Annotated in this window: 22 protein-coding genes and 4 pseudogenes; 16 read left to right on the plus strand and 10 right to left on the minus strand. The window is 57.5% G+C overall.

The genetic code is table 11. From position 1 onward, the window contains the following. Nucleotides 1-34: 34 nt before the first annotated feature. The gene (locus ACA058_RS10920; RefSeq protein WP_497639082.1) at nucleotides 35-2,521 is read right to left on the minus strand and encodes an arylsulfatase; all 2,487 of its coding nucleotides are present in this window, start codon (nucleotides 2,519-2,521) and stop codon (nucleotides 35-37) included. Between the two features lie 181 nt (nucleotides 2,522-2,702). Between ACA058_RS10920 and ACA058_RS10925 the strand changes: the two genes are divergently transcribed. Beyond that, nucleotides 2,703-3,818 (plus strand): formylglycine-generating enzyme family protein, encoded by a 1,116-nt coding sequence (locus ACA058_RS10925; protein ID WP_497639083.1) that lies wholly within the window; start codon nucleotides 2,703-2,705, stop codon nucleotides 3,816-3,818. Between the two features lie 132 nt (nucleotides 3,819-3,950). On the opposite strand, the gene ACA058_RS10930 is transcribed toward ACA058_RS10925, so the two are convergent. Next, the gene (locus ACA058_RS10930; RefSeq protein WP_497639084.1) at nucleotides 3,951-4,130 is read right to left on the minus strand and encodes a DUF1214 domain-containing protein; all 180 of its coding nucleotides are present in this window, start codon (nucleotides 4,128-4,130) and stop codon (nucleotides 3,951-3,953) included. Between the two features lie 35 nt (nucleotides 4,131-4,165). Here ACA058_RS10930 and ACA058_RS10935 point away from each other — a divergent pair, with 35 nt between their 5' ends. The 10 genes and pseudogenes from ACA058_RS10935 to ACA058_RS10980 all read left to right on the plus strand — a co-directional run bounded on the left by ACA058_RS10935 (nucleotide 4,166) and on the right by ACA058_RS10980 (nucleotide 11,828). After that, nucleotides 4,166-4,843, plus strand: a complete 678-nt coding sequence (locus ACA058_RS10935) for a DUF3313 domain-containing protein (RefSeq protein WP_497639085.1) — start codon at nucleotides 4,166-4,168, stop codon at nucleotides 4,841-4,843. A 99-nt stretch (nucleotides 4,844-4,942) separates the two neighbouring features. Beyond that, nucleotides 4,943-5,830 (plus strand): DUF1254 domain-containing protein, encoded by an 888-nt coding sequence (locus ACA058_RS10940; RefSeq protein ID WP_497639086.1) that lies wholly within the window; start codon nucleotides 4,943-4,945, stop codon nucleotides 5,828-5,830. A gap of 27 nt (nucleotides 5,831-5,857) precedes the next feature. Next, the gene (tnpA, locus tag ACA058_RS10945; RefSeq protein ID WP_497639087.1) at nucleotides 5,858-6,235 is read left to right on the plus strand and encodes an IS66-like element accessory protein TnpA; all 378 of its coding nucleotides are present in this window, start codon (nucleotides 5,858-5,860) and stop codon (nucleotides 6,233-6,235) included. Continuing rightward, nucleotides 6,232-6,576: an IS66 family insertion sequence element accessory protein TnpB gene (tnpB, locus tag ACA058_RS10950; protein WP_462034897.1), complete on the plus strand. Its 345-nt coding sequence runs from the start codon at nucleotides 6,232-6,234 to the stop codon at nucleotides 6,574-6,576. Before tnpA (ACA058_RS10945) ends, tnpB (ACA058_RS10950) begins: the two co-directional genes overlap by 4 nt. A gap of 37 nt (nucleotides 6,577-6,613) precedes the next feature. Next, nucleotides 6,614-8,119, plus strand: coding sequence for an IS66 family transposase (tnpC, locus tag ACA058_RS10955; protein ID WP_497639088.1), 1,506 nt, complete (start codon nucleotides 6,614-6,616; stop codon nucleotides 8,117-8,119). A gap of 3 nt (nucleotides 8,120-8,122) precedes the next feature. Then, a complete protein-coding gene (locus ACA058_RS10960) occupies nucleotides 8,123-8,701 on the plus strand; it encodes a plasmid pRiA4b ORF-3 family protein (RefSeq protein ID WP_497639089.1) in 579 nt (192 codons plus the stop codon). A gap of 31 nt (nucleotides 8,702-8,732) precedes the next feature. Next, nucleotides 8,733-8,939: pseudogene (locus tag ACA058_RS10965) on the plus strand (hypothetical protein); the annotation flags it as partial. 101 nt (nucleotides 8,940-9,040) lie between these two features. Then, nucleotides 9,041-9,475 carry a hypothetical protein gene (locus ACA058_RS10970; RefSeq protein WP_497639090.1) on the plus strand — a complete coding sequence of 145 codons (435 nt, stop codon included), beginning with the start codon at nucleotides 9,041-9,043 and terminating at the stop codon, nucleotides 9,473-9,475. Continuing rightward, a pseudogene (locus ACA058_RS10975) lies at nucleotides 9,472-10,856 on the plus strand (ATPase domain-containing protein); the annotation flags it as partial. The gene ACA058_RS10970 and the pseudogene ACA058_RS10975, both read left to right, overlap by 4 nt. 36 nt (nucleotides 10,857-10,892) lie before the next feature. Beyond that, complete coding sequence (locus ACA058_RS10980) at nucleotides 10,893-11,828, plus strand: sensor histidine kinase (RefSeq protein WP_497639913.1); 936 nt, start codon at nucleotides 10,893-10,895, stop codon at nucleotides 11,826-11,828. Here ACA058_RS10980 and ACA058_RS10985 read toward each other — a convergent pair. The 8 genes and pseudogenes from ACA058_RS10985 to ACA058_RS11020 all read right to left on the minus strand — a co-directional run. Further along, a pseudogene (locus ACA058_RS10985) lies at nucleotides 11,804-12,253 on the minus strand (IS66 family transposase); the annotation flags it as partial. The gene ACA058_RS10980 and the pseudogene ACA058_RS10985 overlap by 25 nt on opposite strands. A gap of 61 nt (nucleotides 12,254-12,314) precedes the next feature. After that, a complete protein-coding gene (tnpB, locus tag ACA058_RS10990; protein WP_497639091.1) occupies nucleotides 12,315-12,650 on the minus strand; it encodes an IS66 family insertion sequence element accessory protein TnpB in 336 nt (111 codons plus the stop codon). Next, a pseudogene (gene tnpA, locus ACA058_RS10995) lies at nucleotides 12,647-12,928 on the minus strand (IS66-like element accessory protein TnpA); the annotation flags it as partial. The pseudogene tnpA (ACA058_RS10995) and the gene tnpB (ACA058_RS10990), both read right to left, overlap by 4 nt. Nucleotides 12,929-13,092: 164 nt before the next feature. Beyond that, on the minus strand, nucleotides 13,093-13,551 hold the full coding sequence (locus ACA058_RS11000; protein ID WP_497639092.1) for a glycine zipper 2TM domain-containing protein: 459 nt from the start codon (nucleotides 13,549-13,551) through the stop codon (nucleotides 13,093-13,095). Between the two features lie 14 nt (nucleotides 13,552-13,565). Further along, nucleotides 13,566-13,994 carry a hypothetical protein gene (locus tag ACA058_RS11005; RefSeq protein ID WP_497639093.1) on the minus strand — a complete coding sequence of 143 codons (429 nt, stop codon included), beginning with the start codon at nucleotides 13,992-13,994 and terminating at the stop codon, nucleotides 13,566-13,568. A 62-nt stretch (nucleotides 13,995-14,056) separates the two neighbouring features. Beyond that, the gene (locus ACA058_RS11010) at nucleotides 14,057-14,734 is read right to left on the minus strand and encodes a DUF3313 domain-containing protein (RefSeq protein WP_497639094.1); all 678 of its coding nucleotides are present in this window, start codon (nucleotides 14,732-14,734) and stop codon (nucleotides 14,057-14,059) included. A 47-nt stretch (nucleotides 14,735-14,781) separates the two neighbouring features. Continuing rightward, nucleotides 14,782-16,050 carry an OmpP1/FadL family transporter gene (locus tag ACA058_RS11015; RefSeq protein ID WP_497639095.1) on the minus strand — a complete coding sequence of 423 codons (1,269 nt, stop codon included), beginning with the start codon at nucleotides 16,048-16,050 and terminating at the stop codon, nucleotides 14,782-14,784. A gap of 77 nt (nucleotides 16,051-16,127) precedes the next feature. Further along, the gene (locus tag ACA058_RS11020) at nucleotides 16,128-17,741 is read right to left on the minus strand and encodes an arylsulfatase (protein ID WP_497639096.1); all 1,614 of its coding nucleotides are present in this window, start codon (nucleotides 17,739-17,741) and stop codon (nucleotides 16,128-16,130) included. A 328-nt stretch (nucleotides 17,742-18,069) separates the two neighbouring features. Here ACA058_RS11020 and ACA058_RS11025 point away from each other — a divergent pair, with 328 nt between their 5' ends. From ACA058_RS11025 to ACA058_RS11045, 5 genes are all read left to right on the plus strand, one after another. After that, on the plus strand, nucleotides 18,070-18,882 hold the full coding sequence (locus ACA058_RS11025; RefSeq protein ID WP_497639097.1) for a transporter: 813 nt from the start codon (nucleotides 18,070-18,072) through the stop codon (nucleotides 18,880-18,882). 57 nt (nucleotides 18,883-18,939) lie between these two features. Next, nucleotides 18,940-19,764, plus strand: a complete 825-nt coding sequence (locus tag ACA058_RS11030) for a DUF2092 domain-containing protein (RefSeq protein WP_497639098.1) — start codon at nucleotides 18,940-18,942, stop codon at nucleotides 19,762-19,764. A gap of 16 nt (nucleotides 19,765-19,780) precedes the next feature. Next, nucleotides 19,781-20,626, plus strand: coding sequence for a hypothetical protein (locus tag ACA058_RS11035; protein ID WP_497639099.1), 846 nt, complete (start codon nucleotides 19,781-19,783; stop codon nucleotides 20,624-20,626). Between the two features lie 164 nt (nucleotides 20,627-20,790). Next, entirely contained in the window at nucleotides 20,791-22,164 is a 1,374-nt protein-coding gene (locus tag ACA058_RS11040; RefSeq protein WP_497639100.1) for a transposase, read from the plus strand. 297 nt (nucleotides 22,165-22,461) lie between these two features. After that, a complete protein-coding gene (locus tag ACA058_RS11045; RefSeq protein ID WP_497639101.1) occupies nucleotides 22,462-23,898 on the plus strand; it encodes an IS1182 family transposase in 1,437 nt (478 codons plus the stop codon). Nucleotides 23,899-24,126: the final 228 nt, after the last annotated feature.

The raw sequence follows: 24,126 nt of genomic DNA on the forward strand, positions 1-24,126 counted from the left end.
ATCATCTCGTGAGAGATGATCCGCGTGGTTTTTCCTAGTCTTTGTTACCGACCTTGTTCTGAGCTGCTTCCTTGCCCGCGACATTCAACTGCGTGGGTTCGAGCTTGACGGTAAGTTTGTGCAGCGAACCGGTAAAAGCGAACGGCACCTGGTAATCCTTGTCATCGACGGGGGTGCCGGTGTCGGAGCCGACATCGAAACTTTCGTCCACGCCGAAGACGAATGGAACGCTGTGGGGGATCGTATGGCTAGCCAGTTGCTTGCCATCCACCGACAGCACACCGGTGCCGCCTTTACCGAATCCCGGCCCCGCGTATTTAAAATCGAAGCTGATGCCGTGCTTTCCGGGTGTAAGCGCCTCGGTCCCTTCCCAACGGAATCGCGCCACGCCTTCAAGGTTGTAGTTGAAAACCGGCTTGCCTTTGAGGAGGTAGAGGGCATAACCACCAAAGCGGCCGCCGTCCGTCACCAGCACGCCGTCGCCCCCGCCTTCCGGAACGGTGACGTTAGCCGAAATGACGTAGGATTTGTTCAATAGGTTGGGCTCGTTGCCTGGAAGAATGCCGGTCACTGGCGACAAGTAATTGAACTCGGTGCGTCCGGCCACGATGCTCGGGCGCTGCGCAACGACGCGCGTGAAACCGGAGGCGTCGAGCGGTAACACCTGATACTTGTTCGCTTCCACCCAGAACAAATCCTGGAGTTCCTTGAGTTTTGCAGGGTTGGCGGCGGCGACATCGTCGTTCTGCGTCCAGTCCTTGGTGATGTCGTACAGCTCCCATTTGACGCCATTGACGATGTCCTTGGGTGGCTGCGCGGTGACGTCCCAAGGTGCGCGGTAGGGCGTCGTCGATGCCATCCAACCCTCATGGTAGAGCGCGCGCAGGCCGAGCATTTCGAAATACTGCGTGATGCGCGTGGATGGCTTGTCGGCATTCGGCTTGTCGAAGAGGTAAGCCATGCTCGTGCCTTCAATAGGCTTTTGCGCAATACCGTCTACCTGGAGCGGCGCATCAATGCCGGTGGCTTCGAGGATTGTGGGCTCGATGTCAATGACGTGGTGAAACTGGTTTCGGATGCCGCCGGCATCCTTGATCCGGTCTGGCCAGGAAATGGCCATGCCCTGGCGCGTGCCGCCAAAATGTGACGCCACTTGCTTGGTCCACTTGAAGGGGGTGTCCATGGCCCAGGTCCAGCCCACGGCCATGTGCGGATAGGTCTGGTCCGAACCCCAGGCGTCGAGATATTTCATCTGGTCGGCCACCGGTACGTTGATTCCATTGAAGGTGGTCATCTCGTTCGGCGTGCCATTGGGTGTGCCTTCTGCGCTACCGCCGTTGTCGCCGCTGATGTAGATAACCAGCGTGTTATCGAGCTTGCCCATGTCATCAATCGCCTGGATCACCCGGCCGATTTCATGGTCGGTGTACGCGAGATAGGCCGCATAGACCTCCATCTGGTGGGCATACAGTTTCTTCTCGTCCGCCGGCAGTTCGTCCCATTTTTTCAGTTCATCCGGCCACGCAGTGAGCTTGGCTTCCGGCGGGATGACACCGAGGCGCTTCTGATTGGCGAAGATCTGGTCGCGCGCGGCGTTCCACCCCATGTCGAATTTGCCCTTGAACTTGGCGATCCATTCGGGCGTCGGGTGATGCGGGGCGTGGGTGCCTCCGGGCGCGTAATAAAGAAAGAACGGCTTCTTCGAATCGAGCGCGTTCAATTCATTGACGTAGCTGACGGCGTCATCCGCCATCGCAGTGATCAGGTTCCAACCCGCTTTGCCGACGTAAGGATGGATCGGCGTGGTGTTGCGCATCAGATTGCCCGGTTGCCACTGGTTGGTTTCGCCACCCATGAACCCGAAGAAGTAATCAAAGCCCATGCCGATGGGCCATTGGTCGAACGGACCGGCCTGGCTGATCTGGAACGACGGCGTGTTGTGGTTCTTGCCAAACCACGAAGTTGCGTAACCGTTGTCCTTGAGAATTTTGCCAATGGTCACCTTGTCCTTGGTAATGACGCTGTTGTAGCCGGGATAGCCCGTTGAAACTTCGGTGATGACGCCGAAACCGACGGAATGGTGATTGCGCCCGGTAATCAAGGCGGCGCGCGTCGGTGAGCACAGTGCCGTCGAATTGAATTGCGTGAAGCGCAACCCGGCTGCCGCAACGCGATCCATGGCCGGCGTCGGGATAATCCCACCGAAGGTACTGGGCGCACCGAAGCCGACGTCATCGGTGATGATCAACAAGATATTCGGCGCGTCTTTGGGTGGTACGACGGTCGGGGACCAGTAGGGCGTCGAGGTCGTGGCGTCGAGGTTGATAACTCCGCCGAATGCTGCGGGAGGGTTCGGGAGATATCTGCCGTCGATGGTCGTGGTCGCGCTGGGTGAACCGGGCGTGCCGTTGACTTCCTGTGTCGCTGCATTGGCGCAAGAGAGCGTAAGCATGGCAAAAGCCAGCCCCGCACCGAGCCGCTTGTGCAGCCGTAATGATTGAGTCCAGTACGCATTGGCCATGGCCAGCTCCTGTAACCCCCCGAATCCCCAAAGTCGGAGTGTAGAACCGTTTTTTTCTCTCGCCAGTCCATCTCATCGTTAATCCGAGTGGGCGTTGACTTTAGAGGCGTGGTGTCTATACCTGATCTTGATACTAGGCAGGTTCAGCAAAGGGCGCAGCCTGAAATCGAGAGGAGCGAAAATGCTTATCAGAAAACGGAATTTTGGTATCGCCATCGTCTGCGCCGGGATCGTGTCGGCTTGCCTGGCGTTTGCGGTGTATCAGCACCTTCGAGGTCCCGTGCCGTTGACGCAGGGTGATGGAAAAAATGGCCCCTTGGAAATGGTCTGGCTGCCGGCCGGCGAATTCTTGATGGGCAGCGATCACAAGCAGGCTCGTCCCAACGAGGGGCCGGCGCACAAGGTTCGACTCGACGGGTATTGGATCGACCGCTATGACGTCACCAATGCCGATTTCGCCCGTTTTATTGCTGAAACGCATTACGTCACCACCGCTGAACGCAAACCCAAGTGGGAAGATCTGAAAGTACAACTGCCGCCGGGTACTCCTGAGCCAGATGACAGCGTCATGGTGCCTGGCGCATTGGTTTTTGTGGGCACAGACAGACCGATCCCACTCAATGATTTCAGCCAGTGGTGGGCATTTGTCCCGGGGGCTGACTGGCGTCACCCGCTGGGGCCTGACAGTACTATCGAAGGCAAGGAAAACCATCCGGTGGTTCAGGTCTCACGCGAAGATGTGCAGGCGTATGCAGCATGGGCCCATAAGCGCCTGCTGACCGAGGCTGAATGGGAATACGCCGCACGAGGCGGTCTGGAACAAGCGAATTATGCGTGGGGCAATGACTTCTCGCCCGGCGGGGAAAAGATGGCCAACACCTGGGATGAAGTGCAGCCGTTTCCCGTGACCGGGGCCAGCAATAAATTCAAGATTGGCACCAAACCGGTAGGCAGTTTCCGACCTAACGCCTACGGGCTCTACGACATGTCCGGGAACGTTTGGCAGTGGGTCGCCGATTGGTATCGTGCCGACGCGTTTAGCATTGGGCTCAAGCGTCAACCGGCGGGTGAAGCAGCGGTCAATCCGGTGGGACCTTCCGACAGCTATGACCCCGAACTCGGGGTCACGGCCAATGCGCCACAGAGGGTCGTCCGAGGCGGATCATTTCTGTGTAGCGACAGCTACTGCACGAGTTTTCGAACCAGTGCGAGGCAGGGTGCAGACCCTATGAATTCCATGTCGCATCTGGGCTTTCGCCTGGCGATGAGCAATGAACAATGGGAACAGAATCGCTGAATGAACTCGCTGCTATAAAGCGAATGCCCTCCCCGGAATGAACCGGGAGGGCAGCGAGGAGGAGGGGCTCCATTCCTTTACGTGGACCAGATCAGGTGTTTTGCATTGACTGCTCAATGCTTCGTCTTTTGGTCAGTACAACCGCACGTACATGGAAAAAGCTCCCTTCGGCGCAGCTAGCCAGTTGGCCTCTTTGTCCTTCCCTGGAGACTCGTTCTGGATGCACAGCGTCACGCCACCATCGGGAATTCGATAATGAATGGATTCAAGCGCTGAGCGGCAGCATGACTTGGCGTTAGTGAACTGAACCACTGCACACAACCAAAAAAGTCAAGGAGTACTGTCCCATGAGTCTTTCCTGCAAATGGATGGTGGGTGCTGCGCTGAGCAGCACGTTGCTGCTGGCTGGCTGTGTTTCAAAAGTCACGGAAAAGGAGCAGTACTCAGGCTTCCTGCCCAACTACGACAACCTGCAAGAAACGACGGCGGCCAGTGGTCAGAAAGTCATGCGTTGGGTCGCGCCGAGCTTCAATCCGAATGCGTATACCACTGCGGTTTTCGACAAGCTGGAGCTGTACCCGGCGCCGAAGCCGGATGAGCGGGTCAACCTGAAAACCTTGCAAGAGTTGCAGGCCTACACCAGTGCCAACGCCACCAGTGTGCTCGCGCAAAAGTATCAGGTGGTTCGAACTCTCAATGATGCACCGGCAGGTTCGCGCACGCTGATCATGCATGCGGCGATTACCGGCGTATCGGCCTCCAATGAAGGCATGAAATGGTACGAGGTGGTGCCGGTCGCCGCCGTAGTCGGGGCCACTCAAGCGGTCACCGGACACCGTGATCAAAACACCGAACTGTATATCGAGGCCGATCTGGTGGATGCCAGCACCGGTCAGCCGGTAGTGAAAGCGGTACGCAAGGTCTTTGGTGAGACGCTGAAAAACTCCAGCCAGCCGATCACCGCCAATGACTTCAAGGCGGCAATCAAGGCGATGACCAGCGATATGCAGGCGTTGCTCCGATAAACCCTTGGAAGAGGGGGATTCGAGGCGGCGTCTTGTCGACGGACCGCGTCAGATTTGCTTCTCCCTTCCTCTGCCTAACAAGCAGGAAATGGAATCGACATGAACACCAAACCGAAACAACGTCAGGCCTTAACACTCACGCTCGCGCTGGTCGCAGCGCTGGTCGCAGCGCTGGCCCAGGCCGAAACAGCTCCAAAGATGAAAATGACCACCGAAATCCCGGCGGCCATCATTACACCTGACTCGGTGGAGACCCGAATCGGCACGCTGAAATTTACCGACGGCTTTCCGGACGAGGAGACCGTCAAGAAGGTCTATGACAACCTCGATCACACTCGGGGCGTCGAGGCGTATCTGAGTGCCATGGGCGGGGCGTCCGCCGAAGCGATACGTGTCGGTTTTGCCAGTCAGGGTGCCGATAACAATCAAACAGTGCTCATCATGGAAAACCTGATGGACTCCAAGTCACTGTTTCTGACGCCGAATACCGAGAGCATCTACAACCTGATGTGGGTCGACACCAAGGACGGTCCGGTAGTGATTGAAACCCCGCCGAACGTGCTCGGCGTGATCGACGATCACTGGTTTCAGTACGTGACGGATTTTGGCCGGGTCGGCCCGGATAAAAACAAGGGCGGTAAATTCCTGCTGCTGCCGCCAGGCTACAAGGGTGATGTCCCAGAAGGCTATTTCGTGTTGCGTTCCGGTACCTACGGCAATCTAGTGTTCTGGCGCGGCTTCCTGGATGCCAGCGGTACGAAAAACGCGGTCGAAAGCACCAAAAAACACGCCAAGGTGTATCGCCTGGCCGACGCGGCCAATCCGCCGCCGATGAAGTTCATCAACGTCTCCGGTAAGGCCTTCAACACGATTCACGCCAATGATTTCGAGTTTTACGAAGAGGTGAACCGCATCGTTCAGTACGAGCCAAACGAAGCTTACAGCCCGGAAATTCTCGGGCAGCTGGCGGCGATAGGCACAAGATAGTGGACACCATTTTTAGTGGACACTATCTTGGATACAGTTGCCCCCGCTCGTCGAACCGGCCGCCGCCCCAACTTCCCGCTGGACTTCAAACGCCAAGTCGTCGAGGCCACCCTCCAGCCTGGCGCCTCCGTGTCGTTGATCGCTCGTGAGCATGACGTCAATGCCAACCTGGTCTTTCGCTGGCGGCAGCAATATCAGGAAGGGGCATTTGGCCCGGTTAACCAGAGTGCAACGTTTTTGCCTGTCCAGGTGATCGAGGCGTCGACGGATGCATTGCAAACCATCCAGTCACAGCCCGTATCTCATTCCGAGATCGTGATTGAGCTTGGCAAAGCCAAGCTGCGCATCACTGGCGCGCCAGATCCGCAGACGGTGCAACTCATCTTGCAGCAGTTACTGCGATGATTGCCCCGCCCGCAGGAACCCGTATCTGGATCGCCGCCGGCGTCACCGACATGCGCCGTGGCTTCGACGGTTTAGCGGCATTGGTGCAGACTCAACTTGAAGCCGATCCTTTCTCGGGTCAGATCTTTGCTTTTCGCGGACGGCGCGGTGATCGGATCAAGCTGTTGTGGTGGGATGGCGACGGGTTGTGCCTGTTTTGCAAACGGCTGGAACAAGGACGCTTTGTCTGGCCTCAAGCAACCAGCGGCAGCGTGCCGCTGACGACTGCGCAGTTGTCGATGCTGTTGGAAGGCATTGATTGGCGCAGACCAATTCGTACAGCACCCGTCCTCGCGGTCTAACTTGCCACGCTGAAAAAATCCCAAGTAACATTCGGTCATGACTCTCGCGACCGACTCCTTGCCTAACGATCTTCAAGCCTTGAAAGCTCTGGTCTCTGCCCAGCGGGCAGAGATTGAGCGGTTGAAAATGATGATCGCCAAGCTGCGTCGCATGCAGTTCGGTCGCAGCTCCGAACAACTGGACGCGATGATCGATCAGCTCCAGTTAAGTCTTGAAGAATTGCAAGTCAGCCAAGCCGAACTGACACCGCCAGTCGAGCCGGCACCTCGCGCAGTTTCGCGCCGTAAACCATTGCCCGAACACCTGCCTCGCGAAATTCACGTCCATCAGCCCGAATCACAGTGTTCTGGTTGTGGTGGAAAACTTCGCCACTTGGGGGAGGATGTATCTGAGGTACTGGAGTACATCCCAGCGCGTTTCAAAGTGATCCGCCATGTTCGCCCGAAGCTGGTTTGCCGCTGCTGCGAGCACATCGCCCAGGTACCGGTGCCGAGTCGCCCGATAGCCCGAGGCCCTGCAGGCCCTGGGCTACTGGCCCACGTGCTGGTCTCCAAGTTTGTTGACCATTTGCCACTGTATCGACAATCCGAGATCTACGCCCGTGAGGGCGTGGATCTGGAGCGCTCAACTCTGGCTGACTGGGTCGGCCAGAGCAGTCAATTGCTCAGGCCGCTGATCAACGCCCTTGAGCGCCATGTCATGAGCGGCCATAAAGTCCATGCCGACGACACGCCGATTGGCGTGCTCGCGCCGGGCAACGGCAAAATCAAAACGGCTCGCCTATGGACATACGTGCGGGACGACCGACCTGCCGGTTACACGACGCCGGCGGCTGTATGGTTTGCCTACTCGCCGGATCGCAAGGGGCAACATCCCCGTGCTCATCTCAAGGGCTTCAGCGGGATCTTGCAGGCTGACGGCTACGCCGGTTTTGCTCAGCTGTATGCTACAGGCACCATTCAGGAAGCCGCCTGCTGGGCTCACGCCCGCCGCAAGTTTTACGATGTCTACAAAGACCAGGCTTCACCACTTGCTGGCGAGGCGCTGCAACGGATTGCCGCCCTGTATGCCATCGAAAGCGAGATCCGAGGACAACCGCCAGATCATAGAAAAACGGTTCGGCAAAGTCGGGCCAGTCCGTTGCTGGAGCACCTGCACGCGTGGCTTAACCAGACGCTGGCTCAACTGTCGAAAAAATCGACATTGGGCGGTGCAATCCTTTATGCCCTCAATCGGTGGCAGGCGCTGACGCGCTACTGCAATGACGGTCGAATCGAAATCGACAACAATGCCGCCGAACGCGCGTTGTGCGCCGTCGCATTGGGTCGCAAAAATTACCTGTTTGCCGGTTCCGATGCCGGCGGAGAACGAGCGGCTGCGATTTACAGCCTGGTGGGTACTGCCAAGCTAAACGGGTTAAATCCCCAGGCATATCTGACCTACGTGCTTGAGCACATTGCCGAGCACCCGATCAATCGGGTGAGCGAGTTGCTGCCCTGGAACATTTCTTTGAACCACACTGAACACTGCGAGGCCGCCTGATCCATGGCTAAAACTGTCCGTTTACCCAAACCCGCCTCCGACCTGTTGCTGCTGCACATTGAGCTGAAGTGGATCACTCCGACGATCTGGCGTCGGTTCGCGGTGCCTGAAAATATTACCTTGGGCAAACTGCACCATGTCATCCAGGTCGTGATGGGCTGGAGTGATAGCCATCTGCATGAGTTTGAAATTGCCGGTGAGAATTATGGTATTCCCGATCCTGATGGCTGGGGGCCGACGGTGAACCCGGAAGCCCGTAAAACGCTGATCAAGGCGCTGAACGGAAAGCGGACATTCAATTATCTCTACGACTTTGGTGACAGTTGGCATCACAGTATCAAGGTCGAAAAAACGCTACCCGCTATCGCCTGTCCTCAGGTGCCGTACTGCATCGAGGGCGCCAATGCTTGCCCACCGGAAGACGTGGGTGGCGGGTCTGGTTACGAGGACTTTCTAGAGGCGATGGCCAACCCCGATCATCCAGAGCATGACGCGATGGTTGAATGGCATGGAGATGTTTTTGATCCAGCGGCATTTGAGTGCGAGCGCGTGAACCAGTGGTTTAAACGGATTAAGGTTTGAGTTGCAAGGCGGTGTAGCTCGGACGCTTACTTTCAAGCAGAGCGAGCTATTGCATAGCGAGCCTGTAATGGGGTTGGCGTATGACGAATCGCCTTTATTTTGTGAGAGAGAGTCCACGCAAAAGGGGTATCGCAAGGCATTGCTGTTTTCGGTGCGCACACCTTGGATCTTTGCGACGTTCTGGATATTGCTTGGCATTTGGTCGGTTTGTATCCAAATCACCAAACTAGGTGCTTGAGAGAGATATTCGGGACATCATCAGCTCTGCGTCCAAATGAAAACTCGATCACAGGTTATAGGGTGTACCATCGATAGGTGCCCATCAAAAATTAGTGAGCCATGTCCAGGGAAAGCGAAGAGGGCCGCCAGATCGTAGCTTCTCTGACGCGCCGGGTTGGTGACATTGCTGATCTTGCAAAGACCGTCCACGCAATTATTTCAACCTTGCAGGATATGGACGCAGCCCTCAGACCCATCATCGGCCAGCAAGGGGTTGTCGCGCTCTATCGCCGCAGCCTCCACCTGTGCGCTTCCACTCATCCGCGTCTGGCCGGCACCTATGACAGTGTGCAGGCCGCGCTGGATCTGATAGCCCTCAAATCTGTACTCGTCGAGCAAAGCGAAGTCGATGCACTGTTTTTCGGTGAAGTGCTGCTGACCACGTTTTATGAATTACTGACCAAGCTGATCGGGCCTTCGCTCACCGCACGTTTGCTTCGTGGCGTGTGGGAACCTTCTTTGAGCGACAACCCTTCGCAGGAAAATTCGCCATGAGCACCAAAGTGACTATCAACCGCCTAGCCACCGGAGTGCCGGGACTGGACGAGGTGCTGGGCGAAGGATTGCCGGAGTTTTCGTTCAACCTAATCGCCGGCCCGCCTGGCTGCGGAAAAACCACCCTGGCGCATCAGATGATGTTTGCCCTGGCGACGCCCGAACGTCCGGCGCTGTTCTTTACCGTGCTGGGCGAGCCGCCGCTGAAAATGCTGCGATATCAGCAGCAATTCGACTTTTTCGACAGCGAAGCGATCAACCAGTCGATCCGCTACATCAACCTGGCCGACGACACCCTGGCCGGGGATCTGGACGAAGTGTTGCGGCGCATCGTCAGCGAGGTGGAGGCTCATTCACCGGCGCTGGTGTTTGTCGACTCGTTCCGCTCGGTGGTGCTGGCCAGCCAGACCCAGGACAACCCCAACAACAACCTGCCGCAGTTCGTTCAGCAACTGGGCATGTTGATGACCACCTGGCAGGCGACGACCTTCCTGATTGGCGAGTATTTCACCGAAACCGACACCAACCCGATTTTCACCGTGGCCGATGGCCTGATCTGGCTGCGCCAGAGCGTCGAGCGCAACTCGATGGTGCGCAAGCTGGAATCATGAAGATGCGCGGCCAGCCAACGCTGCCAGGCCTGCACACCTTCCGCATTGCGACGTCGGGGATCAAGGTGTTTGCACCCGCGTCACTCAACCCGGTTGAAGCGCCGCTGGAGATTCCCATCAAGCGCCTGAAAATGGGCGTGCCACAGCTCGACGACATGCTCGGTGGAGGCCTACCTCGGGGTTATTCCTTGCTGGTGGCTGGGCCGTCGGGGTCGGGCAAAAGCATCCTGGCGGCGACGTTCCTGGCCGAAGGCGCACGCAACGGCGAAACCGGCGTGATCGCGGTGTTCGAACAACGGCCCAATCATTTTCAAAATGCCGCCCTCATTCAGTTGATCCAAAGCGGTCAGGTAGGCTTGGTGGACAGTCGTGCACCGGACTTGTCCATCGACGAAATCGTCCAGTTGCTGTTGGCCGAGATCTCTCGCCTGAAATCCACTCGTGTGGTGATCGACTCGTTGTCGGGCTTCGAACTGGCGCTGGCGCCGACCTTCCGCGAAGACTTCCGTGAATCGCTGTCGCGCATGGTCACCGCGCTGACCAGTGCCGGGGTCAGTGTGCTGATGACCTCCGAGCTGGAAGACCGCTACACCGACTTGCGTTTCAGCCCTTACGGCACGGCATTTCTCACCGACGCGATCATTGTCCAACGCTATATTGAAGTAGAGAGCCGCTTACTGCGCATCATGGACGGCTTGCAGATTGGCGAAATGCTTCATGACCAAGAAGGTCTGCTCGGAGGCCGACCGACAAAGCGGATTTCAGGTGAATCACATCCAGGAGATAAAAATGCTTGCGCCCGACTCATGAGTAATGTCGATGGCACGAATGAGCGTGAGATCGCTAATGCCGCTCACGAACTCTTCCTGCTTGGCCAGAAAACCGTTGAAGCACGCGCTGTGTTAGCAGCACTGCAAAAAGAGTTGAGCGACACCAGCAGCCGGCTGGTGGATAGTCAGCAGGTCGAGCAGGTGATTGAGGGTAATCCGCAGCTAGTACCGGCGAAACTGCTGGTGCAGTCAGACGCTATAGTTGCCCCTCGCTTGGAAGAGCAACGTTTGTACCAGGGACTGCGTGAGGCTAATGCACAGCTGGTCATCGCCGCGCTCAGCGCTCAAGACCTTCAGGCTGTTGCCAAGCGCGCACTGAGTCAACAAAAAAGCATACTGGCGACAGTGGCCCATGAGCTACGTAACCCATTAACACCCATCAGCATGATTGCAGAACGTATGGTGCGGATTCCTAGCGACGAGCTGCCTCGGATGCGGGAGTTGATCGAAGGCCAAGTGCAACATATGTCACAGCTGGTGGATGATCTGCTGGATGTCTCCCGTGCCAGCACTGGCAAGTTGCGACTCAATCGCCGCGATGTCGACATAATTCAAGTTCTGCGTGAAGCCATTGATGCGTGCCGCCCTTTGATGAGCGCACAAGAGCAGCATTTCAACGCCCCTCTTCCCAATGGCCTCTTGATGGTCAATGGTGACCCGGGGCGCCTCGCGCAGATTCTCCACAATCTTTTGGCGAATGCGGCTAAATACACCCCGACCCACGGTAGAATCGAACTCTCTGTAACAGTAGCTTCCGACGTTTTGAAGATAAATATTTCCGACAATGGAATCGGCATTTCCGCTAAAGCACTGCCGTTTATTTTCGACCCCTATGTTCAGGACGTGCACGCTGTCGGCTTCAATGGGTCAGGCTTGGGCATCGGACTGACGCTAAACACACCGGGCGTATAGTCCAGCTTCTCGCTGACGTCCTCACCGATGCGTTTGAGTGCTCAGCCACATGGGCAGTGAGTATTGTCCGGTTCGTGATGGATCAACGTGCGTGGAAACTCTGCCGGCAACGCCGTGCGTTTAGGCTTTTGCTTTTTCTCGGTCGGCGTTGGAGCGCTTTGCAAGGCTTGAAGCTCAGTTTCAATCGCTGCGATATCGGTATCGATCAGGTCATCGAGCAAGCTGGCCTGCTCAGGATTCAGCTGCTCGCTGCGTTTGGCAAACTTCAGGCGCTTGAGCTGGGCGATCTCGTGCGTCAGCTTCTCGATCACTGTTTGGTCGCGGTGGATCTTCTTGCCCATGGTGTCGACCTGCGACAGCAACTGCGCAGCCAAGGCACGCAGTTGGTCGGGGGACATTTGGTCGAGATTGGGCGAAGAAGTCATGCCGCGGATTTTGCCAGAGCAGGCAGTTCGCGGCGATAGACCGATAGGCTAATGGCAGCCCTTAAAGCAGTGTGATCGCGCCGCCAGAACCCACGCGTTGCCATGGCAGGCCCAGTACCAAGGCTTGAAGTTGCTCGGCATCCAATTCCATTTCAGAGCCATGCCGAATGCCTGGCCAGTGAAACTTACCTTGATTCAACCGGCGAGCAGCCAACCAGATGCCAAACCCGTCATGCACCAGAACTTTCATGCGAGTGGCGCGGCGGTTGGCGAACAGATAAGCGCAGTGCGGCTTCGCCGCACCGAACACTGCGATCACCCTGGCCAACGCAGTCTCGGTGCCGGCACGCATGTCCATGGGGTCGGTAGCGAGCCAGATGGAATCGATGCGGATCATTGAGCGAGCCCACGGATGAATCGGGCGCACCCTTCGGGATCGGAAGTTGGCCACGTTACCGTGAGCGTTTGCTGGCCAAGTGGTAGTTCAATAGTCGCCGACGCTTCAGCCACTCGTTTTGATTCGACTTTCAAAGGAATGAAAGCTGGCAGGGTGGCGGCCTGCTGATCACGGTAAAGCGGTAGCCACCGGCGAACGACATTCGCGTTGATGCCATGCCTCATCGCAATAGCTGCCACGGAAACACCGGGCTGCTCGCACTCTTGGACGACTTGGGTCTTGAAGGATTTCGGCTAGGACTTACGTTGGCGCATGGCGATCCTGGCGTTAAGGGCAATTGCTTCCGCTTAAAAATACGCGGACACAATCGCCCTTATTGCTCGGGCTCGGAAGGTGTGTTCCCCGGCCCCTTACAGATGAGGCTCAGTCTAGACACTTAAGTTTAGCCGCCTTGCGGTACCACACGTGCTTCATTACCCGAGCCTTGGATATAGACTTTCATACCTTTGCCCAACGAGGGATTGATTGGCTGGGTAACTGATACCAGCACCCCACTTTGTACCCTTACGATGATCTGTTGCGCTTCTATTGGCTGGTCGTATTTTTTCTTCTCTGCATAATTACCGCCAGCAGCACCGGCGAGGGCGCCGGCAACCATGGCGACATCGCGTCCGGTACCACGGCCGATCAGGCTGCCGATACCGAGACCGCCAAGACCACCGAGTACGGCGCCGACTCCGCTGTCGTGATTGGTCTGCATCTGCGTGAGTGATATCTGCTCTATGACGCCCGAGCGAATTTCAACTTCGCCGGCGCCACCGTCGACAGAATCCACGGCGGAGCAGGCGCTTATCAGCACGGTAGCCATCGTCAGCGTCAGCCAGGACAAGATTGATTTCATGTCTATAAACCTCTTTATTGATAGCGGATGGCGATGCCTTTCAGTTTGCGCCCTTGAATGGTCTCGATGTCTCGGCTCCAGAGTGGCCCTGATACGTACGCGGCCACTGGCTGGATGTGGTCATACACGACAACCACCGCGTCTGCGCCCAGCGTGGCGGCTTGTTCACGTAGTTTCTGTTCGACTTCTGTAATGGGCGGAGCAGGATCGATACTGGCATCTATCAAAATTTCGCCCAGTCGCACATTAGGGCGAGTGGGCTCTACCCGTAATACCTGGACCTGGCTGGCCAGCGTTGGTGCAGGGTGTTCAACCCCGACATAAGCGGTCGTTCGAGCATCGACCGTTGCGCAAGCAGTGAGCGTGAGCAGGCTCGCGATGAGCGCTGCGTTTAGAAATGGCCGATGTAATCTTGAGTGCCTGAGTATTGAATAAGCCGACATGTCAGTTGTCCTCCTGTTGAGGGTTCTTGATCGCCCAGCAGTGTTGGCGATTGACGCAAGGTTCAGCTACGGATGAAGGCCCACAGGTCGGCGTTCAACTTATCAATAGCGGCCTTGAAGTCTTGGGTGGTGATTTGCTGGCTGTCGTTTGAAAGTTGGCTACCGAATACCTTGCGTACTACTTTGGCCACAGTCTGTTGGGTTTTTGCGTCGATGAACTCGGCTTCTATGAACAGGTTCGTGTCCTGATCCCGGTGACCGGTGGCTGCCTGCGTCGCGCCGACCACGGCCGCGACTGGAACCACTTCATACCATTTCATGCCTTCGTTCGAGGCGGTTACGCCGGTGATGGCTGCCCGCACGATGAAGGGATTTGACCCGGAAGGCGCCGCAGCCGGGGCGGATACCAAGCGGTATTTCTGCCCCAGCACGCCTTTGGCCTTGCTCGTCATGTAGTTGTTTAACTCAGTGAGCGTCTGCTGGTTTACCCGTTCGCCGGGCTTGGGTGCCGGATAAAACTCCAAGCCGTTGAACATGGCGGTGTCATAGGCATTCGGGTCCCATGATGGGCTCACCCAGCGCATCGCCTTCTCACCGGTGGTAGTGGTCACTTCTTCAAGGTTGTTGTAGTTGGACAGGAAGCCGGAGTACTGCTCGCGCTCGGTAACTTGGGAGGTGCAGCCGCCGAGCAACAAGCTGGCTAACGCCACGCCGACACATAATTTTCGGGTCAGATTCATAGTGCTGTGTGCTCCTGGGATTAGTTCGTTGTTTCGTCAACAGAAAATCAGAAACGCCAGGTCATGTTTCCGGTCACGGCTTGAATCCAGGCACTGTCGAATTGACCGGAAATTCGATCGCCTGAGAGTGATTTGGTCTGGTCCACCGACATGTCGCCGAGCCAGACCATGGCCCAACTGACGTTGATGTCGGTGTCCTTGTTCAGCGCATAGCTGGCACCTGTCGCAATGCGCCAGGATTCAGCCATGGGCACTGTGACTGTGCGGTTGTGATCCGAGACCGCGCTGCTGTCGTAAGCCACACCGAAATTCCACAACAATTTCTGTGTAGCCTGGTATTGCGCGCCGAGCGCCAGTTGCCAGGTGTCCTTGTAGTTGGCGTCGATGGTGGTCGATTGCGCGCCGGCTGCCGCGGTATCGACCTGCACACCGACATCGCCGAACTCCGACCAGTCCTGCCAATTGACCGAAGCGAGCAAGGCCCACTGCTGGTCCAGTTGCTGGAACAGGCTCAGGGTCACGGTTTGTGGCACCGTCATGTCGAGCTGAGTGTTCAGGCCATTCAGGCGATCCAGGACCAGGCCGTTGCCTTTGACGTCCAGCCCGTCCTCGAAGTCCAGGTCGACCTTGCTGGTGTAGGTCACACCAATGCGCGTACCGGGTTGCGGGGCGTAGATCACCCCGACGTTGGCCCCGAAGCCCCAGTCCTCATCCTTGTATTTGAACTGGCCGTCGCCACGGTCGGTGAAGCCCAAGGGTGAGCGGTCGATGGCGGTCTGGGCCTGAATCTTGCCGTACATGGCTTTAACGCCGACACCCACCGACCATTGATCGTCGAAACGATAGGCCACGCTGGGCACCATCGACAAGCCGAGCAGGCTGGAGTTTTGCGCAAAGTAACGGCCGGACCAGTCGTTGTTGTAGTTGACGGCCAGGCCGAAGTCGCCGTACTGGCCGAAGCCGACGCTCCAGTGGTCGTCGAGTTGATGGGTGATGAAAAAACTGCCGCCGGGCATCGGTTCGAGGGCGGCGCCACTGCCGCTGCCCGCAACGTTGGTGTCGCCGTCGCGATTGAACTCGAGGTTGCCGTAGAGCACCTGCAAGCCGCCGGTGATCTGCGTGCCGGGCAGGTAACTCATGCCGGCGGGATTGCTGGCGATGGTCGAAGGGCCCTGGGCCCGGGCGGCGGCACCGGCGTTGGCCAGGCCGGCGTTATCGGTGCCGATTTCGTAGAGCATGATGCCGCCGGCCTGGGCCTGCTGGCAGCACAACGCAAGCACGGTGAATGCGGGCAGGGCGGAAGTTTTTATCTGCATATGAATTCCCTACTGCGTCAATAAACGTCCGTCACGGAGACGGGTGGCCAGCATCGGCCACCCGTGAACTCGACGCCTTACTTGGCCATCGCTGCCCGTGCCGCTTCGATCTTGGCCTTGACCGAATCGAGGTTGAAGCTCGCGCCTTTTTGCATCGGCGGGAACTCGATCGCGGTTTCAGCCAGCTTGGCTACTTGTTGCTGGACGAACACGAAGCGCCAGAATTGGAACTTGAACCAGTCGAAGTACTGCTGTGAACCTTGAGCGGCTTGATTCTCCGGCCAACCCATACGTTCGAAGGGGTCGAGGCGCAGGTTGGTCAGTATCGGTACGTCGACTGCCACCTTGGCGCCCATCCAGCCGCCTGGTTGATCAATAAAGCGATATTTATAGTCGCCGATTCGCACCGCGCCGAGCGCACTCTCGCCAAAGTAGAAGATTTCGTTACGGGTCGACGGACCTTTGCCGGTGATCATCGGCGTCTGGTCATAGCCGTCCAGGTGCACCTTGTAGGTGCGGTCGCCCAGTTGCTTGCCTTTGAGCAGTTCCTGGGTAATGTTGGGGTTACCGGCCGCCGCGACCAGGGTCGGGAACCAGTCCATCCCGGACATGATGCCGTTGGCAATCTGATTGGCCGGCACCTTGCCAGGCCAACGAATGATGGCCGGAACCCGGAATCCACCCTCCATGATGGTGCCCTTACCCATCGCAAACGGCGTGGTGCCGCCATCCGGCCAAGTGAAGTTTTCCGCGCCATTGTCAGTGGTGAAAATGACAATGGTGTTGTCATCCATGCCGTCTTTTTTCAGCTTGGCCATGACATCGCCGACGATGTCATCGAGTTGCGCCATGCCGGCTTCCTGTTCCGACCAGCCATTTTGCGCGTTGCGCATGGCTTCGTACTTGTCGGAGAGGTGGGTGACGATGTGCATGCGGGTCGGGTTGAGCCACAGGAAGAACGGTTTGTTGTCCGTCTTGGCCTTGTCGATGAAGGTGAAAGCCTTTTCGCGGATCTCGTCGTCGACGGTTTTCATCCGTTCCGGATAGAGCGTGCCGGCGTCTTCGATCTTCTGTTTGCCGACCTTGCCCCAGCGCGGCATGACCGTGGCGTCATCGGTGGTAGTGGCCCAGCTGTGAACCATGTTGCGCGGACCAACGGTGGCGAGCAGTTCTTGCGGATAGTTGGGGTGCGCCGGGTCTTCCATGGCGTCGAGGTGGTAGAGGTAGCCGAAGAATTCATCGAATCCGTGCACGGTGGGCAAGAATTCGTTCAAGTCGCCCAAGTGGTTCTTGCCGAACTGCCCGGTGGAATAACCCATGGCCTTGAGGGCGGTGGCGATGGTGACCGCTTCGGCGGGAATACCGATGGGCGAGCCGGCCTGGCCGACAGTGGTCATGCCGGTCCGGATCGGCAGTTCGCCGGTAATGAAGTTGGCACGCCCGGCGGTGCAACTGGCCTCGGCGTAATAGTCGGTAAAGCGCATGCCTTCATTGGCAAGTTGGTCGAGGTTGGGAGTGCGGCCGGCCATCATCCCCTGGTTGTAGACACCAATATTGGACCAGCCAATGTCGTCGCCCATGATGACGACAATGTTCGGTTGCTTGTCGGCGGCGTGCGACAGAGTCGGTATAGCCATTGCTGACAACAGTAACGGTACCGCGAATAGCGTGGATAACTTTGTCCGGTTCATGTCGAGATCCTGTGCACTGTTGCTGGCGTTGTGAGAGAAGCCCCCCGGCTGCTCTTAAAAAATTGGATCCCCCCGCGGAGAGCGTAGGTAGCAATGTCGAAATATCCAGAAAATTGTTACGGCAGCGGAGTGTATTGCGAGGATTTGTACAGTTTTTTTCAGATTGAATGGCGACTGACATAAAACTGGGCTTTGCTGGTATCACTTCAGAAGTACCAGTGGCAAAACAGGCTGCTTCGTGCGCGGTACACAATAGCCGTCTAGAGTTCGGGTGCTGTGGCGCAAGGCACTGTTGGCCACAGGTGATACCACGCGAGGGCATCAATCCATGCGAAGCCTGCGACCGAAACTGTGTTGGTTGCCCTGTGCATTTCTTTTTGGGGTGGGCGCTGCTGATGCCGACGACTCGGCTGAACTGGCCAAAAAAGCACTGAACCCGGTCGCCGCCATGTACAGCCTTCCGGTCCAGTACAACTGGGACCAGAAGATGGGCACCACGGGGGAGGGCATGCACAGTGTCACCAACATCCAACCGGTGTTGCCATTTGAATTGAATGACGACTGGAACCTGATCTCGCGCACCATTTTGCCGGTCATCGACCAGCATGGACTGGCTCCGGACGGCCTGGCGGACAAGTCCGGCACAGGTGACGTGACCCAGAGCTTTTTCTTCTCGCCCAAAGACCCTACGCAAAGCGGCTGGATCCTAGGGGCCGGGCCGGCACTGCTGATCCCCACCGGCAGCGACAGATTGCTCAGCAGTCGCCAGTGGGGATTCGGCCCGACAGGCGTGGCGCTGATACAGTCGAACGGCTGGACCCGCGGCATTCTGGCCAACCACATCTGGAGCCTGAGTGGCGAGCAGCCCAATGCGAAAAAGGTCAATCAAACGTTCTTGCAGCCATTCTTGTCGTATACCACCTACACCTACACCACCTTTGGCGTGAACACTGAGTCGACTTACAACTGGCAGACCCAGGAATGGTCTGTACCGGTCAACCTGACAGTCACTCAGCTACTCAGACTGGGCGGCCATCCGCTGACCATCCAGGCCGGGCCGCGTTACTGGGCCGACAGTCTGGAGGACGGCGCGCACGGCTGGGGATTTCGTGCAGCGATCACCTTGTTGTTTCCCCGATGACTGCACCACCACGCAATCCGAACCGCCCCATTTGCACGTCTCTGCGGAGAACAAAGGATGCCAACCTTTCAACAGCAAGTCCGGTTGTACTCACTCGGTTTAGTTCTGGGTCTGTTCATGGTCCCGCTGCACGCTGCACAACCTCCAGCTGCCGATTCCCCGGCGGCGCAACTGGAACCCAAGGCGCTGGAAATTCTCAAGGCCATGAGCACAAGGTTGGCGTCCACCCAGGGCATGAGTTTCAAAGCCGTTACAACTTATGAAAAACCCAGTCGGCTGGGACCTCCCCTGGCTTATGGCACTGTGGACCTGGTCAACGTGCAACGACCGGATCGCCTTCGTGTGTTGACGTCGGGCGACGGACCGGCCACCGAGTTTTACTACGACGGCAAAAAAGCCTATGCCTTTGAGCGCAAGGACAACCTGCTGGCACAGGCGGATGCGCCTCCTACCATTGATGCGACCCTGGAGGCCGCCTACCAGCGTGCCGCCATCTATTTTCCGTTTACCGACGTGATCGTTGCCGATCCCTATAAGGATTTGTCCCGGGATATGCGCGTGGCGTTTTACATCGGCCAAAGTACGGTCGTCGGCGATACCACCACCAATGTAATCGCGTACACCAGCGACAGCGTATTTGTCCAGGCGTGGATCGGTGTGCAGGACAAGCTGCCACGCCGGTTGCGCGCCGTGTTTCTCGATGATCCGACCCGATCCCGGCATCAGGTCGATTTTACTGACTGGAAGCTCGAATCAGCGATGTCTGCGGATTTCTTCAAACCCGACCACATCGAAACGGCGCACCGCATTCAGTTTGCCCCGCCGCCCGAGCTTAGTGCCCCGCAAGGGGTAAAAGATCCAGCGGAAAAACCAAAACCCTGAACAAGGAGACTGACCCATGAACAGATCTACCTTGAAATTCGCCGGCCTGTTTATCGCGGTGCTCACCTGCAATGAGGCGGCAGCCTGGTCCCACGCCTCCGGTTTCGGGCGCACTTCCGGTGGGGGCGGCTCATGGAGTCATTCCGGTGAGTACGGCTCGGCCTCGGGCGGTGGCGGAAGTTGGAGTGGCGAAAGCAATCGCGGCGGGTCGGCTTCCGGTGGAGGCGGGAGCTGGAGCGGCTCAGGCTATCGCGGCGGCTCGGCATCCGGTGGTGAAGGCAGTTGGAGCGGTCGGACCGAGAGTGGTGGGACTGCCTCGGGTGGCGAGGGATCCTGGCACGGCACTGGCGCGGAAGGTGGAACGGCTTCGGGTGGCGAAGGGGCCTGGCATGCGCAAGGGGCATATGGCGCTGAGGCTGGCGGTTATCATGCGGATGGCTATGGCACGACGGCTTACCGTCCGCCCGTCTACGGTGCGAGTGTCTATCACCCCGTTCCTTACGGGACGGCCTACTATCATCCGCCTACCACGGTCATTGCCAGCAGTGGTTGCTACAACTGTAGCTATAACGACGGGGTTAACCCGGCAGCCGCAGCGGCGGCAGGTGTGGTGATGGGAGCGGCTGTCGCGACGGCGGCAAACCGGAATGCCAACAATAACGCCTATGGAGCAGGCTATAACGCGGGTATGGTAGCTTCCGCGCCACCGACAATGCCCATGGGCGCGACGTTTGCCACCCTTCCTTCCGGATGTGGTTTGAGAGCCGTCTCGCATGGCACGTATTACCAGTGCGGCAATTCCTGGGTGCGTCCCGCCTATGGTGCCAACGGTGTTTATTACACCGTGGTACCCATGCCGTAACCGGGAGCTTGCTCTATTGCAATGCCTGACGAGATTGACCGTGTTTGAGGGACGGTGCAGGCAAACGGGACAATGTCCGCTTTTGGCCGATTCTGTTGAAAAAGTAGCTCCCCTGGCTGACCTCCGGCAAAATCTCTTCATTGGCCGGAGGGGGATCACACAGCATGATGGGACAGTTATCGAGTGGGCAGGAGCGACTGTTTTACTCGTTCAACCTTGAAGATCACATCCCGGCCAATCACCTTCTGCGCAGCATTGATCAATGTCTCGATCTGAGCGACCTGCGCCATTACCTCGCCGATTTCTATGGCCCGATTGGGCGTCCGTCGATTGATCCTGAACTGATGATCCGCATGCTGATCGTGGGCTATTGCTACGGCATTCGCTCCGAGCGGCGACTGTGCGAAGAGGCTCATTTGAACCTGGCGTATCGCTGGTTCTGCCGGTTGAGCCTTGAAGATGAAGTACCCAATCACTCGACGTTTTCCAAAAATCGACACGGCCGTTTTCGGGACAGTGATCTGTTTAGCTGGTTGTTCAATGAAGTATTGCGTCGCTGCATGGACGCCGGTCTGGTCAAAGGCGAAGGGTTTGCCGTGGACGCCAGCATCATTAAAGCGGATGCCAGTCGCCAGCGCGGCGTACCGGGTGATGAACCGGTCAACTGGAGCGATCCGTCCCTGAGCACCCGCGCCGTGCGTGAGTACCTTGAAGCGCTCGATGAGGAGGCTCTGGCCGAAACGCTACCGAAGCGTTTATCGCTGACTGATCCTCAAGCCCGCTGGACCGCTGCTCCGGGAGGCCCAGCGTTCTTCGCCTATTCCACGAACTATCTGATCGATACCGAACACGGCGTCATCATGGATGTGGAACCCACACCGGCTCATCGAACGGCCGAGGTTGAGAGCACCAAGACCATGATCGAGCGGGTCGAAGCGCTGTTCGACATCAAGCCGGAGCGCCTCATCGGCGACACCGCTTACGGTACAGCGCCGATGCTGGCCTGGATGGTGGAGGAAAAAGACATCGAGCCGCATGTGCCGGTATGGGACAAAACCGAGCGCAAGAACGACAGTTTCTCGAGCAACGATTTCCACTGGAATGAGGAGACCGAGGAATACCGCTGCCCGGCCGGCAATGCATTGCGCAGCGAATGGCGAGCCTTCAAGAATGAGCGTTCGCACGTCACCAAAGCCAACACCATCATCTTCCGATCCAGGCAGACCGACTGCGTAGCGTGTCCGATGAAAGCCAAGTGCTGCCCGAACACTGCGTTTCGCAAGATCGCTCGCAGTGTCCATGAAGCCGCTCGTGATGTGGCTCGGCGCATTGCAGCGACACCGGAGTACGTGCGCTCTCGCCACGAACGTAAGAAGGTCGAAATGTTGTTTGCCCACCTCAAGCGCATCCTGAAATTGGATCGCTTGCGACTACGCGGCATGAGTGGCGCGACCGATGAGTTCACGCTGGCCGCCGCGGTGCAGAACCTGCGCCGGCTGGCCAAATTTACCTCTCAAGGGCCACCAGTCACGGGATAGGTGCGCCTGCACTAAGCAAAAACCTTCAAACTAACCCAATAACAGAGCAGCAAAGGTCAACGAAGGGCCGAGAAACCACTCAATGTGGTGAGTAGGTTCTCCGGTGGTAGCCGTGCCTGAGTTCAGGCGAACTGAAAATCCGACTTTTTCAACAGAATCGACCCAAAGCCGACGTTGGCAACAGGCAGAGGGTGACCGATTTCTGCCTGTTGCGAAGGGCCGCAGTCGACCCAGGCTGTGTGAAAACTCCCGCAATTGTCTAATCTTCTGATCGTCGAGATCGTAGCGGGGGCGATCATGAAGCGATTTATTGAAGGTGAGGCTCGGACGCAAGTCACCTTGCTGCCGGAGTGTCTGGACGATTACGTAACCGAAGAAAATCCAGTCCGAGTGGTCGACGTTTTCGTCGATGAACTCGACCTGGGCGCACTTGGTTTTGAGGGGGTCGATCCTGCCGCAACTGGTCGTCCGGCCTACCACCCAGCGGTGTTGCTGAGGATCTATATCTACGGCTACCTCAATCGGATTCAGTCCAGCCGTCGGCTTGAGCGTGAGGCCGAGCGCAACGTCGAGTTGATGTGGCTCACGGGGCGTTTGGCTCCTGACTTCAAAACCATTGCCGACTTTCGCAAAGACAACGGCAAAGCCATTCGCAACGTTTGCCGCCAGTTCGTAGTTCTTTGCCGCAACCTCAATCTCTTCTCTCAGTCGATCATCGCCATCGACGGCAGCAAATTCAAAGCCGTCAATAATCGCGACCGCAACTTCACTCAGGGCAAGGTGAAGGCACGCATGCAGCAGATCGAGCAGAGCATTGATCGATATCTGGCGGCGATGGATTCGGCGGATCGGGCAACGCCCGAAGTGGCCGAGGCCAAGGCCGAGCGGCTTAAAGAAAAGATAGAAACACTGAAAAAGCAGATGCAGAAACTCAAGGACATCGAGGCGCAGCTCCACGACAGTCCAGACCAGCAGATCTCCCTCACAGACCCAGATGCACGCTCAATGGCCACGAGCGGCCGAGGCACCGGAACGGTTGGCTACAACGTACAAACAGCTGTCGACGACAAGCACCATCTGATCATTGCCCATGAGGTGACCAACGTTGGTAATGACCGTGGGCAACTGAGCAATATGGCGAACCAGGCGCGTGAAGAGATCGGCGCTGAGTCGCTGACGGTGGTGGCCGACCGAGGCTATTACAAAGGTCTGGAAATCCTTGCTTGCGAGCAAGCCGGCATCACTGCCTTCGTACCGAAACCCCTGACATCTGGCAGCAAAGCCGAAGGCCGATTTGGTAAGCAGGACTTCATCTACGTTGCTGCATCGGACGAGTATCGATGCCCTGCGGGACAGTTACTGACCCGGCGGCACTCGTCGATGGAAGACGGCATGTTATTGCATTGTTATTACTTCTCGGGCTGCCAGTCCTGCTCAATGCACAAGCAATGTACGACGGGTAAGGAGCGTCGGGTAAAGCGCTGGGAACATGAAGCCGTAGTCGATGCGATGCAGGCTCGGCTGGATCATGATCCAACGATGATGAGGCGTCGCCGACAGACCGTTGAGCATCCTTTTGGAACGCTCAAATACTGGATGGGAAGTACCCACTTCCTGACCAAAACACTTGCGCGGGTAAGTACCGAAATGAGCCTTCATGTGCTCGCCTACAACCTCAAACGAATGATGAGCACCTTCGGCATCGCAGGACTGCTTGAGGCGATCAGGGCTTGAATCCAGTCGCTTGGCTCGCCAGTTAGTAGCCGTTTGGGCCGCTGACGCGGCTCAAACGGCATTACGAACTTCTATGTCACTGACTGAGCTAATTCGCGCTTCCGCCCGCGTGATTCCATAGGCAACCCTCGCGACTCTCGGTTTCGAGGTATTTAGCGCGTTTTCACACAGCCTGGACCCATTGCAGCCAGTCCTTACAGGCGGCCACCCGGCGGGACTCAGTGCCGG

The organism is Pseudomonas sp. LBUM1649 (assembly GCF_059716155.1).

What these genes read in the sequence shown, in the direction of transcription:
- ACA058_RS10920 (WP_497639082.1), bottom strand. Translation starts at nt 2,521, where the DNA reads ATGGCCAATGCGTACTGGACTCAATCATTACGGCTGCACAAGCGGCTC.
- ACA058_RS10925 (WP_497639083.1), top strand. Translation starts at nt 2,703, where the DNA reads ATGCTTATCAGAAAACGGAATTTTGGTATCGCCATCGTCTGCGCCGGG.
- ACA058_RS10935 (WP_497639085.1), top strand. Translation starts at nt 4,166, where the DNA reads ATGAGTCTTTCCTGCAAATGGATGGTGGGTGCTGCGCTGAGCAGCACG.
- ACA058_RS10940 (WP_497639086.1), top strand. Translation starts at nt 4,943, where the DNA reads ATGAACACCAAACCGAAACAACGTCAGGCCTTAACACTCACGCTCGCG.
- tnpB (WP_462034897.1), top strand. Translation starts at nt 6,232, where the DNA reads ATGATTGCCCCGCCCGCAGGAACCCGTATCTGGATCGCCGCCGGCGTC.
- tnpC (WP_497639088.1), top strand. Translation starts at nt 6,614, where the DNA reads ATGACTCTCGCGACCGACTCCTTGCCTAACGATCTTCAAGCCTTGAAA.
- ACA058_RS10960 (WP_497639089.1), top strand. Translation starts at nt 8,123, where the DNA reads ATGGCTAAAACTGTCCGTTTACCCAAACCCGCCTCCGACCTGTTGCTG.
- ACA058_RS10970 (WP_497639090.1), top strand. Translation starts at nt 9,041, where the DNA reads ATGTCCAGGGAAAGCGAAGAGGGCCGCCAGATCGTAGCTTCTCTGACG.
- ACA058_RS10980 (WP_497639913.1), top strand. Translation starts at nt 10,893, where the DNA reads ATGAGTAATGTCGATGGCACGAATGAGCGTGAGATCGCTAATGCCGCT.
- tnpB (WP_497639091.1), bottom strand. Translation starts at nt 12,650, where the DNA reads ATGATCCGCATCGATTCCATCTGGCTCGCTACCGACCCCATGGACATG.
- ACA058_RS11000 (WP_497639092.1), bottom strand. Translation starts at nt 13,551, where the DNA reads ATGAAATCAATCTTGTCCTGGCTGACGCTGACGATGGCTACCGTGCTG.
- ACA058_RS11005 (WP_497639093.1), bottom strand. Translation starts at nt 13,994, where the DNA reads ATGTCGGCTTATTCAATACTCAGGCACTCAAGATTACATCGGCCATTT.
- ACA058_RS11010 (WP_497639094.1), bottom strand. Translation starts at nt 14,734, where the DNA reads ATGAATCTGACCCGAAAATTATGTGTCGGCGTGGCGTTAGCCAGCTTG.
- ACA058_RS11015 (WP_497639095.1), bottom strand. Translation starts at nt 16,050, where the DNA reads ATGCAGATAAAAACTTCCGCCCTGCCCGCATTCACCGTGCTTGCGTTG.
- ACA058_RS11020 (WP_497639096.1), bottom strand. Translation starts at nt 17,741, where the DNA reads ATGAACCGGACAAAGTTATCCACGCTATTCGCGGTACCGTTACTGTTG.
- ACA058_RS11025 (WP_497639097.1), top strand. Translation starts at nt 18,070, where the DNA reads ATGCGAAGCCTGCGACCGAAACTGTGTTGGTTGCCCTGTGCATTTCTT.
- ACA058_RS11030 (WP_497639098.1), top strand. Translation starts at nt 18,940, where the DNA reads ATGCCAACCTTTCAACAGCAAGTCCGGTTGTACTCACTCGGTTTAGTT.
- ACA058_RS11035 (WP_497639099.1), top strand. Translation starts at nt 19,781, where the DNA reads ATGAACAGATCTACCTTGAAATTCGCCGGCCTGTTTATCGCGGTGCTC.
- ACA058_RS11040 (WP_497639100.1), top strand. Translation starts at nt 20,791, where the DNA reads ATGATGGGACAGTTATCGAGTGGGCAGGAGCGACTGTTTTACTCGTTC.
- ACA058_RS11045 (WP_497639101.1), top strand. Translation starts at nt 22,462, where the DNA reads ATGAAGCGATTTATTGAAGGTGAGGCTCGGACGCAAGTCACCTTGCTG.